The organism is Nitratireductor aquibiodomus (genome assembly GCF_900105565.1).
Lineage (GTDB): Bacteria > Pseudomonadota > Alphaproteobacteria > Rhizobiales > Rhizobiaceae > Nitratireductor > Nitratireductor aquibiodomus.
On the sequence record NZ_FNSL01000001.1, the window covers coordinates 2936623 to 2950405 of the forward strand.

Consider the following 13783-nt stretch of genomic DNA (forward strand, 5'->3'; position numbering starts at 1 on the left):
GTGGCAGAAGCGCGGGCATAGTTGCCCAGTGTCGGAGACCCGATTGAAGCCTGCGCGCGCCAAACGCCGGAACGATGACCGGCGCAGCCTGAAGAAACAGACAGCTCCGCGTGAAAAGCTGCAGCGCCAGCCCGAGCCGAGCGCGCGCCCCGCGCCGCCGCGGCGCGGCGGTACCCTGCCGGATGAGCGCCTGCCCGTCATTCTCGAAGTGCTGCCCAATGAAGACTATGCCCTGCTCGATTCCGGCGGAGGGCAGAAGCTCGAACAGTACGGCCCCTACCGCATCGTGCGGCCTGAGGGGCAGGCGATCTGGCAACCTGCGCTTGGCCCGTCGGAATGGAACAGGGCGGATGCCATCTTTACCGGCGATACCGACGAAGAAGGCATGGGCCGCTGGCGTTTCCCCAGGGAGCCGCTTGGCGAAACATGGCCGATGCGCCATGACGGGATCGACTATCTCGGCCGTTTCACCTCGTTTCGCCATGTTGGGGTGTTTCCTGAGCAGGCGACGCACTGGTCGCACATGGAAACATTGGTGCGCGAGGCGCGCCGCCCGGTGAAAGTGCTGAACCTGTTTGGCTATACGGGGCTTGCCTCGCTGGTTGCGGCCCGTGCGGGGGCTGAAGTGACCCATGTGGACGCTTCCAAGAAGGCGATCGGCTGGGCACGTGAGAACCAGGAAATGGCCGGTCTTGGCGACAGGCCGATCCGCTGGATCTGCGAAGATGCGGTTAAATTTGCAGAGCGCGAGGCGCGACGCGGCAATGCCTATGACATCGTTCTGTTCGATCCGCCCGCCTATGGGCGCGGGCCCAAGGGCGAAGTGTGGCAGCTGTTCGAGGATCTGCCTTATCTGGCCGATCTCTGCCGCTCGATCCTGACACCCAAGCCGCTGGCGGTGGTGCTGACGGCCTATTCCATCCGCGCGTCCTTCTTCGCCATCCACGCCCTGATGCGCGACACATTCGCCGGCGATGGTGGCCGGGTGGAATCGGGAGAACTGATCATTCGCGAGAAGTCGGCAGGCCGCGCGCTGTCCACCTCGCTCTTTTCGCGCTGGGTGGCATCATGAGCGGACATGAAAACGAGCGGCGCAGGCCCGGTCAGGTGAAGGAAGTCACCAGCCTCACCAATCCCATCATCAAGGATATTCGCGCGCTGGCGCAGAAGAAGTATCGCGACCGCGAACACGCCTTCATTGCCGAGGGACAGAAGCTGGTGATCGACGCGTTCGATGCCGGCTGGACGATCCGCACGCTTCTCTATGCCAAGGCGGGGCGCGGCAATGAGGCGGTGGAGCGGCTGGCCGCGCGCACCGTGGCATCCGGCGGTCTTGTTCTCATCGTCAGCGAAAAGGTGCTCTCGACCATCACCAAGCGCGACAATCCGCAGATGGTTGTCGGCGTCTTCGAGCAGAAGACGGTTAAGCTTGAAACCGTAAAGCCCGCCGATGGCGACGTCTGGGTGGCGCTCGACCGGGTGCGCGATCCCGGCAATCTGGGCACCGTTCTGCGCACCGTGGACGCTGTGGGCGCAAAGGGCGTCATCCTGGTTGGCGACTGCACCGACCCGTTTTCCTTCGAGACGGTCCGGGCCACGATGGGCTCCATATTCGCCGTGCCCATCGTGCGCACCGGCGAAGAGGCGTTTCTCGCCTGGCGGAAAGGTTTTGCCGGTCGGGTTGTGGGCACGCATCTGAAGGGCTCGGTCGATTATCGCACCGTCGATTACAAGAAGGGGCCGGTCCTGCTCCTGATGGGCAATGAGCAGCAGGGCCTGCCGGATCAGCTTGCCGAAAGCTGCGACACGCTCGTGCGTATCCCGCAGGCGGGGCGGGCGGATTCGCTCAATCTCGCCGTGGCAACGGGCGTGATGCTTTATGAAATCCGGCGCGAGGCGCTGCCGCTTGAAGAAAGGGCCGACGCATGAGCGCACGCGCCATCGGGTTCTACGCGCTGCTGATCGTGCTCTTCACGGTCGCAGATCAGGTGGTGAAGGAACTGGTCGAGACGATGATGCCACTGCATGAGCGGATCGAGCTTCTGCCGTTCCTCTCGCTTCTGCATTCACGCAACACCGGCATTGCCTTCTCCATGTTTTCCGGCATGAGCGACATGGCACTCAGCCTCGTGATGGCAGGCGTGATCCTGTTCATCGGGTATCTCGCACTGCGCACGGGATCTGCCCAAAAATGGGCGCGCCTCGGCTTCGCGCTCATTCTGGGTGGGGCGTTCGGCAATCTCATCGACCGGCTCACCAACGGTTTCGTCACCGACTACATCTATTTCCACACGCCGGTCTGGTCGTTTGCGATCTTCAATCTGGCCGATGTGTTCATCACCATCGGTGCGGGGCTTGTCATCCTCGACGAGTTTCTTGACTGGCGGCGCGGCCGCACGGGTGGCCAGACGCACGCGGATTGACCTCGCGCCCGCCGCGCAGCAAAGTCTGCGATCATTGATGACCGTAACCAGCCGGAGTGAGTGATGGCGGACACGTTTCAAGCGGTTCTGATTTCGCGCGACGAGGACAAGAAGCAGTCGGTCGAATGGACGGAGCTTTCCGAAGACGACCTGATGGAGGGCGACGTTACAGTCGCCGTGGAGGCAACCACGGTCAACTACAAGGACGGGCTCGCCATTACCGGCAAGGCCCCTGTGGTGCGGCGCTTTCCGCTCGTGCCGGGCATCGATTTCGCCGGCACGGTGACGAAATCCACCCATGACGGCTGGAAAGAGGGCGATAAGGTTATTCTCAATGGCTGGGGCGTGGGCGAGACGCATTATGGCGCCTATGCCGGGCGCGCGCGGGTGAATGGCGACTGGCTGGTGCCGCTGCCCGATGGCATGACCCCGAAGGATGCGATGGCCGTGGGCACCGCCGGCTACACGGCCATGCTGTGCGTGATGGCGCTGGAGCGTCACGGCATCACGCCGGAACGCGGGCCGGTGGTGGTGACGGGGGCGGCCGGCGGCGTCGGCTCTGTCGCCATCGCTCTCCTGGCCGGGCAGGGGCATCACGTGATCGCCTCCACCGGACGCGCATCCGAAGCCGATTACCTGAAGGAGCTGGGCGGCGCCGAAATTATCGACCGGGAAGAGCTTTCCGGTCCCGCCCGTCCGCTCGGCAAGGAGCGCTGGGCCGGCGGCGTGGACGCGGTGGGCAGCCACACGCTCGCCAATGTGCTTTCCATGACCTCCTATGGTGGCGCGGTGGCGGCCTGCGGGCTGGCGCAGGGCATGGACCTGCCGGCGAGTGTCGCGCCGTTCATCCTGCGCGGCGTCTCGCTGCTGGGCGTTGATTCCGTCATGGCGCCGAAGGAGCTGCGCATGGAGGCCTGGCAGCGCATAGCCAAAGAGCTCGACCACAAAAAGCTTGGCGCGATCGCAAGCGTCGTGCCGTTCAGCGACGTGATTTCGGCTGCAACGGACATCATCGAGGGCCGGGTGCGCGGACGCATAGTGGTGGAGATGCCCGGTTAAGCCATTCGCTAAAATTCGAACGGCCAGCCAAAAGCTTCCGTAATGCCCGCCGCCTATTGTTCTCGCCATGACAATGGCGGGGAAAAACAAAGGCGACCCGAAGCCGGCAAGGACGCTTTCTCCAGAGCGGCAGCCGCGCAAGAGGATCCGCATCAGGCCACCGGCGTTGGCGCCGGTGCGGCTTCCCGTGCCGACGCATCATGGCGAATTGGCCATCGGCCTGGCGATTCTGCTGATTGCGGGGCTGAGTCATCTGACCGGTGCCTCGCCGCTTGTCAGCATGGCGCTTCTGGCGCTGGGCGGCGTTGCGCTGGCGCTCGCATTTCGCGCGTCCATGGTGGATCGACGCATGGCATCGGTTCTGGCTGAATCCGAAGCGGTCAATCGCGGCGAGCTCGAAGAACTGGCCGACCGCATGTGGGAGCTGCGCGAAAGCGAGGAGCGCTTTCACGGGCTGGTGGATGCGCTGGGTGACCTGATCGTCCACCGCGACCGGAGCGGCCGCATCGTCTATGTGAACCGCGTGTTTGCCGATCTTCTGGGTCGCGACCCTTCCACCCTGGTGGGCCGCACGCTGAGCCAGCTTGGCATCGATATCGGCCTCGTGCCGGATGCCGCCTTCACCGATGGTGAATGCCTGAGCTCCACCGATGTGGCGATCCACACGCGTGGCGGGGTGCGCTGGTATTCATGGATCGAGCACTCGGTGCGCGATGACAGCGCGGATTCGGTGTCGCATCGGGCCATTGCGCGCGACATCACCGCCCGCAAGCGGGCCGAGACGGCGCTGATCAACGCGCGCGAACGCGCCGAACAGGCAAGTCGCGCGAAATCGAGCTTCCTTGCCACGGTGAGCCATGAGATCCGCACGCCGATGAACGGCATTATGGGCATGGCGACGCTTCTGGCAGACACGGAACTGACGCCCGAGCAGCGCACCTATGTGGGCGCGGTTTCCACCTCGGCAAGCGCGCTTGTGGCGCTGATCGAGGACCTGCTCGACTATTCCAAGATCGAGGCGGGGCGGCTGGAACTGGAGCCTCAGGCGCTTCCGGTGAACGAGCTCGTGGAAAACGTCGTCGAGCTTCTGGCTGCCCGCGCCTTTGCAAAGAACATCGGCCTTGGCTGCTACATCGCGCCGGATGTGCCCGAAACCATCACGGCGGATCCGGGCCGGCTGCGCCAGGTGCTGATCAACCTGCTCGGCAATGCTCTCAAATTCACCGATGAGGGCGGGGTGACGGTCGCGGTCTCGCGGGCGGAGAAGAATGGCGCGCCGGCGCTGCGGATTGCCGTTTCCGATTCCGGCCCCGGGCTCGAAAAGGACGACATCAACCGCATTTTCAAGGATTTCGAACAGGTGGACGGCAGCTCCACCCGCCGCCATGGCGGCGCGGGGCTCGGCCTTGCCATCACCAAGCGCATTGTCGACGCGATGAATGGCGCAATCAGCGTGGCGAGCACGCCGGGCGAGGGCTCGGAATTTGCCGTGCTCCTGCCGCTGGGTGCGGAGGCGGAAGAGGCGGGCCGTGTCGAGCCCGTGCTCGAAGAGGTCAACGCCGTCATTCTCTCGCCCTTCGCGCAGGAGGCCGAAACCATCGCCATGACCGTGCGTGTGCATGGCGGACGCGCGGCGATCGCCGCCACTGCGGAGGATGCGGCACGACTTGCCGAAGAGAGCGGCCGGCCGTTCAACACGGTGCTGGTCGACGCCTCGCTTGAAAGCGACGATGGCGCGCTGATCACCCGTCTGCACGCGCTGGGCGTTGGCGGAGACCGCGCGCTCACGCTGATCACGCCATCCGAGCGCGGGCGGCTTCCCGCGTTTCGCGCCAGCGGCTATGGCGCGTTTCTCGCGCGGCCCGTGCGGGGCAGGACACTGCTGCGCCAGCTTTTGGGCAGCAAGAGCGAGGCCACCTGGCCGGCTGCGGAAACGCATGATCGCACACATGATGCCGGGACCATGGGCCGGCGTGCGGGCGGGCTCAACATCCTTGTCGCCGAGGACAACGAGATCAACGCCATGCTGGCGCGCGCGGCACTGTCGCGAGCCGGGCACCGGGTGACGCTCGTCTCCAACGGGCGCGAGGCGGTGGAGGCGGTGAGCGCGCCGGGCACGCGCTTCGACGCGGTGCTGATGGACCTGCACATGCCGGTGATGGACGGGCTCGACGCCATCAACGCCATCCGCCGTCACGAGGAGGAAACAGGGCTGGCACCACTGCCCATCCTCGTTCTCACCGCCGACGGGCAGGAAGAGACGCGCAGCGGCGTGCTCGCCCATGGCGCCAATGGCTTTGTCACCAAGCCGCTCGACCCGGACGAACTTCTGGCCGCGCTGGAATTGCAGGTTACGGCCTGAGAACAGGGTGGGACATACCGGTCCGGCCCCCGCTGTGACGGCCTCCTTCTCCCCGCACCACCGCGTCATCCCGGGCCTGACCCGGGACCCATTGAGAAGCGAGGCCGGGTTTCGCAGAAGGTGCTGCCGGTGGAGCAGGGGCGGTGCCCGCGCCCCAAGACCTGCTTGCCGCCTACCCCCGTGTGACGGTAGTGTCATAGTTCTGTCGCAAGCGATCACTATTTCAGCGTCAACGCCAAGCGGAGGAGAATCAGCAATGCAGGGCATCACGCTGAACCGGGCCCCTCTCGATGACCAGGCCGCAAGGCCGCCGCTCGCCGGCGATGCCGAGGATGCGCTTCTGGGCCGCATCGGCTCGCTCGAAGTGCGCCTTGCGCGCAGCGAGGAGGAGATTGCCGCGGCCCAGAGCATTCGCTACCGGATTTTCTACAATGAGATGGGCGCGAAAGCGCCGCTCGGCGCGCTGAATGCCGACCGCGATGCGGATGCGTTCGATGCCGTGTGCGATCATCTTCTGGTGTTCGACACCGCGCTTCCGGGCGAGGATGTGGACCGCATTGTCGGCACCTACCGGCTTCTGACGCCGGAAGGCGCGCGCCGGGCCGGAAAATTCTATTCCGCAGACGAATTCGCCATCGAAACGCTGATGGCCCGCCACCAGGGCCGCCGCTTTCTGGAGCTTGGACGCTCCTGCGTTCTGCCGCCCTACCGCACCAAGCGCACGATCGAGCTTCTGTGGCAGGGCATCTGGGCTTATTGCCGCAAGAAGCGCATCGACGTGATGATGGGCTGCGCCTCCTTCCCCGGCGTGGTGCCGGCCGCCCATGCGGAAGCGCTCTCCTTCCTCGGGCATTTTTGCCAGGTGGAGGCCGAGTGGCATGTGCGCGCCGTCGCCAGCCGCTATGCCCCGCTCGACCTGATGCCGAAGGAGGCGATCCAGACCCGCTCGGCGCTTGCCGCCATGCCGCCCCTCGTCAAAGGCTATCTGCGCCTCGGCGCGCGCTTTGGCGATGGCTGCGTGATCGACCATGATTTCGGCACCACGGATGTGTTCGTCGTGCTGCCGGTGGAGGCAATCTCGGACCGGTATATTAATTACTATGGGGCGGAAGCGCAGCGCTTTGCGGCTTGAGTTTCGGATTGGCTTTTTGCCGGATAATAATATTTTTAGAAATATTATTCGCGCTTTACTTTTGCAAAGGCTGCCTTGCCGAGCGTTGAGGCAGTCTTCGCATTCTTGGGCTGCCCCTTAAAATATCAAGAAGCGCGTTTCGCTAAGGCGCTTGCGATTTTTACTCCCTCACAGCAGTATTGCGATGGGTGACCTAGGGGGAGAATTTATGAATTCCATTCCAGAATATCTCACAAAGGGCGAGAAGGCACGATTATTCCCCGTTCTTTCAGATACTTCTAAAGAAGGAAGGACGACTTCGGTTGTGCTGGCATGTTTGGCGCATGTCCAAGAGTTCGGGCGTGCGATGCTCTCCACCGTCGGGCAGCGCGCGGGTTCGCGGGCTCGGGTCATTTGCTACACTGAAGTGTGTTTCAAGAAGGATGAGAAGACCAAAGGCGATAGGCCGGATGGGTTGATCGTTCTCAAAGTCGGACGTCGTGAATGGAAGGCCTTGGTCGAAGCAAAGGTCGGAAATGCGGAGCTCAACCCAAATCAGCTGGAGCGATATCTGGAGTTAGCTCGCGCCAATGATGTTGATGCTGTCATCACAATTTCAAATCAATTTACTCCTGCTCCTAACGAGCATCCAGTGCCAGTCTCAAGGCGCGCCGTGTCTAAGGTGGCACTCTATCACTGGTCTTGGATGCATATTCTCACACAGGTTGATCTCTTGCTTCAGAACGACGAGGTCGCAGATGAGGACCAGGAAGGTGTTCTCGTAGAACTGGCTCGTTTTCTAACGCACGATAGCGCTGGTGTGAAAGGCTTCGACAGTATGCCGGCCGCTTGGACTGAATTGGTGCAGTCGGTCGCAAATGGAAGTGCGATTTCACATCGCTCGCCACTTGCCAAAGAGGTCATCGATGCTTGGTATCAAGAAGCGCGAGATCTCTCATTGATACTGTCACGAAAGATCGGGGTTCAAGTCGCTACACGTCTTCCACGTGTCCACCGGAATGATAGCCAAGCGCGGCTCAAATCAGATCTTGAGGAATTGAGTAAGAACAGCGTCATACTCACCTCTTGGGATATAAGAGATGCTGCTGGAGCCTTGGATTTCTGCGTCGACCTGAAAACGAAAACAGTTACAGCTTCAATGAAGGTGCGCGCTCCAGCTGACAAGGTCAAATCTACGGCAAGGTTGAACTGGCTGTTGCGTCAGCTGAATAATGAAGCGCCTGAGGACTTATTCGTTCGTCTGCACTGGACCGGTCCGGGAGTTTATACTCAGCACGCTTTAGCGACTTTGCGTGAAAATCCGGATATAATTTCTCAGGATAGGACGAATGCTCAATTGCATACTTTGGAAGTTTGTCTCGTTCGTAACCTAGCGGGGCGGTTTGGGCAGAGGAAGAACTTTATAGTCGATATAGAAAAACTGGTTCCGGAGTTCTACGAACGCGCGGGCCAACGCATCAAGGCATGGCAACCTTCTGCACCGAGGATAAGAGAAGTCTCTGCCACGGAAGATGGAATCTGCGGTGAGGGCGGTCGGATAGCTGAGGAAGAAGAGGGGGCAACTGCCGACTGAATCTCCGGTCTCATCCTAAGCCGTCTTAGGATGAGATGCGGCAGTGCGACAAAGCCCCTTCTTCATCCCCCCTCAAACCGCCGCATTATAAGCCGCAATCGCCGCCATGTTCACGATATCGGAATCCTTCGCGTTGAGCGAAACCACCTGAACCGACTTGTTCAGCCCCACCAGAAGCGGGCCGATGACGGTTGAGCCGCCCAGTTCCTGCAGCATCTTGGTGGAGATGGAGGCGGAGTGGAAGGCGGGCATGACGAGCACGTTGGCGGGGCCCGACAGGCGGCAGAAGGGATATTGCTGCATCAGGCTCGGGTTCAGCGCCACATCGGCGGCCATCTCGCCATCATACTCGAAATCGACCCGGCGCTTGTCGAGGATCTTCACCGCCTCCTGCACACGCTCGGAACGTTCGCCCGGCGGGTGGCCGAAGGTGGAATAGGCGAGCATCGCCACGCGCGGCTCATAGCCCATGCGGCGGGCCTGTCCGGCGGCCTCCTCGGCAATGTCGGCCAGCTCCTCGGAATTGGGCATGTCGTGCACCGCCGTATCGGCCACCAGCACGGTGCGCCCGCGGCAGAGCGCCAGCGTGACGCCGATCACCCGGTGGCCGGGGCGCGCGTCGATCACGCGGCGCACATCGTCGAGCACGGTGGAATAGTTGCGCGTCACGCCGCTCACCATCGCATCCGCATCGCCCAGCGCCACCATGGTTGCGGCGAAATGGTTGCGGTCGTTGTTGATCAGGCGCTGCGCATCGCGGAAGAGATAGCCCTTCCGCTGCAGGCGCTCATAGAGGTAATCGGCATAGATGCTGTTGCGGCGCGAAAGCCGCGCATTGATGATCTCGATGCCGGATTTGGAAAGATCGACGCCCGCCTGCCGCGCCGTCTCGCGGATCTGCTCTTCCCGGCCGAGCAGGATGGCGGTGCCAAGCTTCTGGTTCACATAGGAGGCGGCAGCCCGCATCACCTGCTCTTCCTCGCCCTCGGCGAAGACCACGCGCTTGGGCTGGCGGCGCACCCGGTCGTAGATGCGCTGCAGCGTCGAGGCGAGCGGGTCGCGGCGGGCCGAAAGCTCGTTTTCATATTTCTGCATGTCGAGGATGGGGCGGCGGGCAACGCCCGAATCCATCGCCGCCTTTGCAACAGCCACCGGCACGGCCGAGATGAGGCGCGGATCGAACGGCACGGGGATGATGTAGTTGGGGCCGTATTTGGGGCGGTTGCCCTGATAGGCGGCGGCCACATCGTCCGGCACGTCCTTGCGGGCAAGCTCGGCCAGCGCCTCGGCGGCGGCCACCTTCATCGCGTCGTTGATGGTGGTCGCGCGCACATCGAGCGCGCCACGGAAGATGTAGGGGAAGCCGAGGACGTTGTTCACCTGGTTGGGATAGTCCGAGCGACCCGTCGCCATGATGGCGTCGGTGCGGATTTCGGCCACTTCCTCCGGCGTGATCTCCGGGTCGGGATTGGCCATGGCGAAGATGATCGGGTTTTTCGCCATGGATTGCACCATGGCCGGCGTCAGCGCGCCCTTGGCCGAAAGGCCGAAAAACACATCCGCCCCTTCCAGCGCCTCGGCCAGCGTGCGCTTGTCGGTTTCCACCGCGTGGGCGGATTTCCACTGGTTCATGCCTTCCTCGCGGCCCTTGTAGACCACGCCCTTCGTATCGCAGAGGAAGACGTTTTCCGGCGCGAGGCCAAGCGATTTGGCAAGCTCGATACAGGCAATGCCGGCAGCCCCCGCGCCATTGCAGACAAGCTTGGTCGTCTTGATGTCGCGGTCGGTGAGGTGCAGCGCGTTGATGAGGCCGGCGAGCGCGATGATCGCCGTGCCGTGCTGGTCGTCGTGAAAGACGGGGATGTCCATCAGCTCGCGCAACTGGCTTTCGATGATGAAGCATTCAGGCGCCTTGATGTCTTCCAGATTGATGCCGCCGAAGGAGGGGCCGAGCAGCTTGACGCAATTAATGAAGGCGTCGGCGTCTTCCGTGTCGACCTCAAGGTCGATGGAATCGACATCGGCGAAGCGCTTGAAGAGCACGGATTTGCCCTCCATCACCGGCTTGGAGGCAAGCGCGCCCAGATTGCCAAGGCCAAGGATCGCCGTGCCGTTGGAAATGACGGCCACCATGTTGCCGCGCGTCGTGTAGTCGAAGGCGCGGCTCGGGTCTTCGGCAATGGCCTGAACGGGAACTGCAACGCCCGGAGAATAGGCGAGTGAGAGGTCGCGCTGCGTCGCCATCGGCTTGGTGGGGGTGATTTCCAGCTTGCCGGGTCTGCCGGATGAGTGGAAGTCCAGCGCTTCCTGCGGGCTGACGGACGGTCCCTGACGTTCGGACTTTTTATCGTTGGGCATGTCGGCTTGTTTCCTCCGGGAGACGGGCTCTGGCTTATGCTTTCTGTGGAGTTTTGCCAGTGACGGGTGCATAAGGCTACACTTTTGCCCAGTAAATGGCCAAGCAGATTGAAGCTGTTGATTTGAAGCCAGTACAAAGCCAATGCAAAGGCCGGGAGCCCTTCCTTGAACGACGAAACGCCCATGCGCCACAAGGCAATGCAGGCCGCCGCCGGGGCAACGCCCATGATGGCGCAATATATCGAGATCAAGACGGCCAATCCCGATTCGCTCCTGTTTTACCGCATGGGCGATTTCTACGAGCTGTTCTTCGAGGATGCAGAGATTGCCAGCCGGGCGCTGGGCATCACGCTCACCAAGCGCGGCAAGCACCAGGGCGACGACATTCCCATGTGCGGCGTGCCGGTGCATGCGGCGGACGATTATCTGCAGAAGCTGATCGGCCTTGGCTACCGCGTGGCCGTCTGCGAGCAGATGGAAGACCCTGCCGAGGCGAAGAAGCGCGGCTCCAAATCCGTGGTGCGGCGCGATGTAATCCGGCTGGTCACGCCGGGCACCATCACCGAGGAAAAGCTGCTCGATCCATCCGAGGCCAATTATTTGATGGCGCTTGGCCGGGTGAAGGGCGGGGATGAGAGCCTTGCGCTCGCCTGGATCGACATTTCCACCGGCGCGTTTCGGGTCGCGCCGACGCGGCCCGACCGGCTTCTGGCCGATGTGCTTCGCATCGACCCGCGCGAACTGATCGTGCCCGAGGCCGTCTATTATGATGAGGCCTTCCGGCCTGCCTTTGATGTTCTGGGCCGGGTGGCGAACCCTCAACCGGCGAACCTGTTCGATTCCGCCTCTGCCGAAATGCGCCTGACGCGCTTTTATGGCGTGGCAACGCTGGAAGGCTTTGGCCGCTATTCCCGCGCCGAGCTTTCGGCCATTTCCGGTGCTGTCGCCTATGTGGAGAAGACCCAAAAGGCAGAGCGTCCGCCGCTTGGCCGGCCGGAGCGCGACGATGAAGGCGCGAGCCTCTTCATCGACCCCGCCACCCGCGCCAATCTGGAGCTTGGCCGCACGCTTTCGGGCAGCCGCGATGGCAGTCTTGCCAAAGCCATCGACCGCACGGTGACGGGTGCTGGCAGCCGGCTTCTCTTCGAGCGGCTCATGTCGCCGCTGACCGATCCGGAAGCGATTGGCGCGCGGCTCGATGCGGTGTCGTTCTTCCTTGGCGAGCCGGGCCTGCGCGACGATGTGCGCCGGCTTTTGAAGGGTGTGCCGGACATCGCCCGCGCGCTCTCGCGGCTGGCGCTCAACCGTGGCGGCCCGCGCGATCTCGGCGCACTCGCCTCCGGCTTCGAGGCCGCGCATGGCGTGGCGGAGCTGCTTCAGGGCAAGGACGCGCCTGCGGAGATCGCCGGGGCGCTGTCGGGTATTGCCGGCCTGCCCATGGAGTTTGCTGCCCATCTGTCGCGAGCGCTTTCCGATGAGCTTCCGCTCTTGAAGCGCGACGGCGGTTTCATCTGCGCTGGCTACAATGACGAGCTCGATGAAATGCGCGCGCTGCGCGACCAGTCGCGCCGGGTTATCGCCGGGATGGAGCGCCAGCTTGCCGAGGAGACGGGCGTCAAATCGCTCAAGATCCGGCACAACAATGTGCTTGGTTACTATATCGAGGTGACCGCCAACAATGCCGGCGTGATGAATGGCACGGACGAGGCCAAGGCGCGCTTCATCCACCGCCAGACCATGGCCAACGCCATGCGCTTCACCACGACGGAGCTGGCGGAACTTGAAACGAAGATCGCCAACGCCGCCGACCGGGCGTTGCAGATCGAGCTTGGTGTCTTCGATCAACTGCTGTCGGAAGCCGTGTCCGCCGCCGACCGCATCCGCGCTGCTGCCGATGCGCTAGCGGTGCTCGATGTTTCGACCGCACTTGCCGAACTGGCGGAAGCGGAAAACTACTGCCGCCCGCAGGTGGATGACAGTCTCGACTTTCAAATCGAAGGCGGGCGGCATCCCGTGGTGGAGCAGGCGTTGCGCAGGCAACTGGCCGAGCCTTTCGTCGCCAATGACTGCGACCTCTCGCCGACGGGCAAGGGGGATGCGGGAGCGATCTGGCTTCTGACCGGCCCGAATATGGGCGGTAAATCGACCTTCCTGCGCCAGAACGCGCTGATCGCGGTGATGGCGCAGATGGGCTCCTTCGTTCCTGCATCTGTCGCCCGCATCGGCGTGGTGGATCGCCTGTTCAGCCGCGTTGGCGCATCCGACGATCTGGCGCGTGGCCGTTCGACCTTCATGGTCGAGATGGTGGAGACAGCGGCGATCCTCAATCAGGCGGGGCCGCGCGCGCTGGTGATTCTCGACGAGATTGGTCGGGGCACGGCGACGTTCGACGGCCTGTCGATCGCCTGGGCGGCGGTTGAATATCTGCATGAAGAGAACCGTTGCCGGGCGCTATTCGCCACCCATTTCCACGAGATGACCGCGCTTTCGGAAAAGCTCGGACGGCTCTCCAATGTCACCATGCGGGTGAAGGAATTCGAGGGCGACGTGGTGTTCCTGCACGAGGTAGGACGCGGCGCGGCTGATCGTTCCTACGGTGTGCAGGTGGCACGGCTCGCCGGTCTGCCGCATGCGGTGGTGGAGCGCGCGCGCGAGGTGCTCCAGCAGCTCGAAGAGGGCGAGACCTCCGGCAAGGCGTCGAAACTGATCGACGATCTGCCGCTCTTCTCGGTGGCGGCGAAACAGGAAGCGAAAGCGTCGAAGACGCCGGATCGGATTGGCGAGGAACTGCTGGCGATCAACCCTGATGACATGACACCGCGTGAAGCGCTGGAGGCGCTCTATCGGCTGAAGCAGCTCGCAGCTGAGAAATAGGC

The 13783-nt window shown here is 62.9% G+C and carries 9 protein-coding genes; 8 read left to right on the forward strand and 1 reads right to left on the reverse strand.

The features are described 5' to 3' along the window. Nucleotides 1-43 precede the first annotated feature (43 nt). From BLW55_RS14045 to BLW55_RS14075, 7 genes are all read left to right on the forward strand, one after another. Nucleotides 44-1072, forward strand: coding sequence for an RsmD family RNA methyltransferase (locus tag BLW55_RS14045; RefSeq protein ID WP_090329211.1), 1029 nt, complete (start codon nucleotides 44-46; stop codon nucleotides 1070-1072). After that, nucleotides 1069-1929 (forward strand): TrmH family RNA methyltransferase, encoded by an 861-nt coding sequence (locus BLW55_RS14050; protein WP_090329212.1) that lies wholly within the window; start codon nucleotides 1069-1071, stop codon nucleotides 1927-1929. The genes BLW55_RS14045 and BLW55_RS14050 overlap by 4 nt, the downstream gene beginning before the upstream one ends. Beyond that, nucleotides 1926-2423 (forward strand): signal peptidase II, encoded by a 498-nt coding sequence (lspA, locus tag BLW55_RS14055; RefSeq protein ID WP_007008129.1) that lies wholly within the window; start codon nucleotides 1926-1928, stop codon nucleotides 2421-2423. Before BLW55_RS14050 ends, lspA begins: the two co-directional genes overlap by 4 nt. Nucleotides 2424-2486: 63 nt before the next feature. Continuing rightward, on the forward strand, nucleotides 2487-3482 hold the full coding sequence (gene acuI / locus BLW55_RS14060; RefSeq protein ID WP_090329213.1) for an acrylyl-CoA reductase (NADPH): 996 nt from the start codon (nucleotides 2487-2489) through the stop codon (nucleotides 3480-3482). Nucleotides 3483-3549: 67 nt separating this feature from the next. Further along, nucleotides 3550-5844, forward strand: a complete 2295-nt coding sequence (locus BLW55_RS14065) for a PAS domain-containing hybrid sensor histidine kinase/response regulator (RefSeq protein ID WP_090329214.1) — start codon at nucleotides 3550-3552, stop codon at nucleotides 5842-5844. 256 nt (nucleotides 5845-6100) lie between these two features. Further along, nucleotides 6101-6976 carry a l-ornithine N(alpha)-acyltransferase gene (olsB, locus tag BLW55_RS14070; protein WP_090329215.1) on the forward strand — a complete coding sequence of 292 codons (876 nt, stop codon included), beginning with the start codon at nucleotides 6101-6103 and terminating at the stop codon, nucleotides 6974-6976. 208 nt (nucleotides 6977-7184) lie between these two features. Beyond that, nucleotides 7185-8549 (forward strand): hypothetical protein, encoded by a 1365-nt coding sequence (locus tag BLW55_RS14075; RefSeq protein WP_090329216.1) that lies wholly within the window; start codon nucleotides 7185-7187, stop codon nucleotides 8547-8549. A gap of 72 nt (nucleotides 8550-8621) precedes the next feature. Here the strand turns inward: BLW55_RS14075 and BLW55_RS14080 are convergent, their stop codons facing one another. Continuing rightward, nucleotides 8622-10907, reverse strand: a complete 2286-nt coding sequence (locus BLW55_RS14080) for an NADP-dependent malic enzyme (RefSeq protein ID WP_090329217.1) — start codon at nucleotides 10905-10907, stop codon at nucleotides 8622-8624. A gap of 225 nt (nucleotides 10908-11132) precedes the next feature. On the opposite strand from BLW55_RS14080, the gene mutS reads away from it, so the two are divergent. Continuing rightward, nucleotides 11133-13781, forward strand: a complete 2649-nt coding sequence (mutS, locus tag BLW55_RS14085) for a DNA mismatch repair protein MutS (protein WP_090330005.1) — start codon at nucleotides 11133-11135, stop codon at nucleotides 13779-13781. Nucleotides 13782-13783 lie beyond the last annotated feature (2 nt).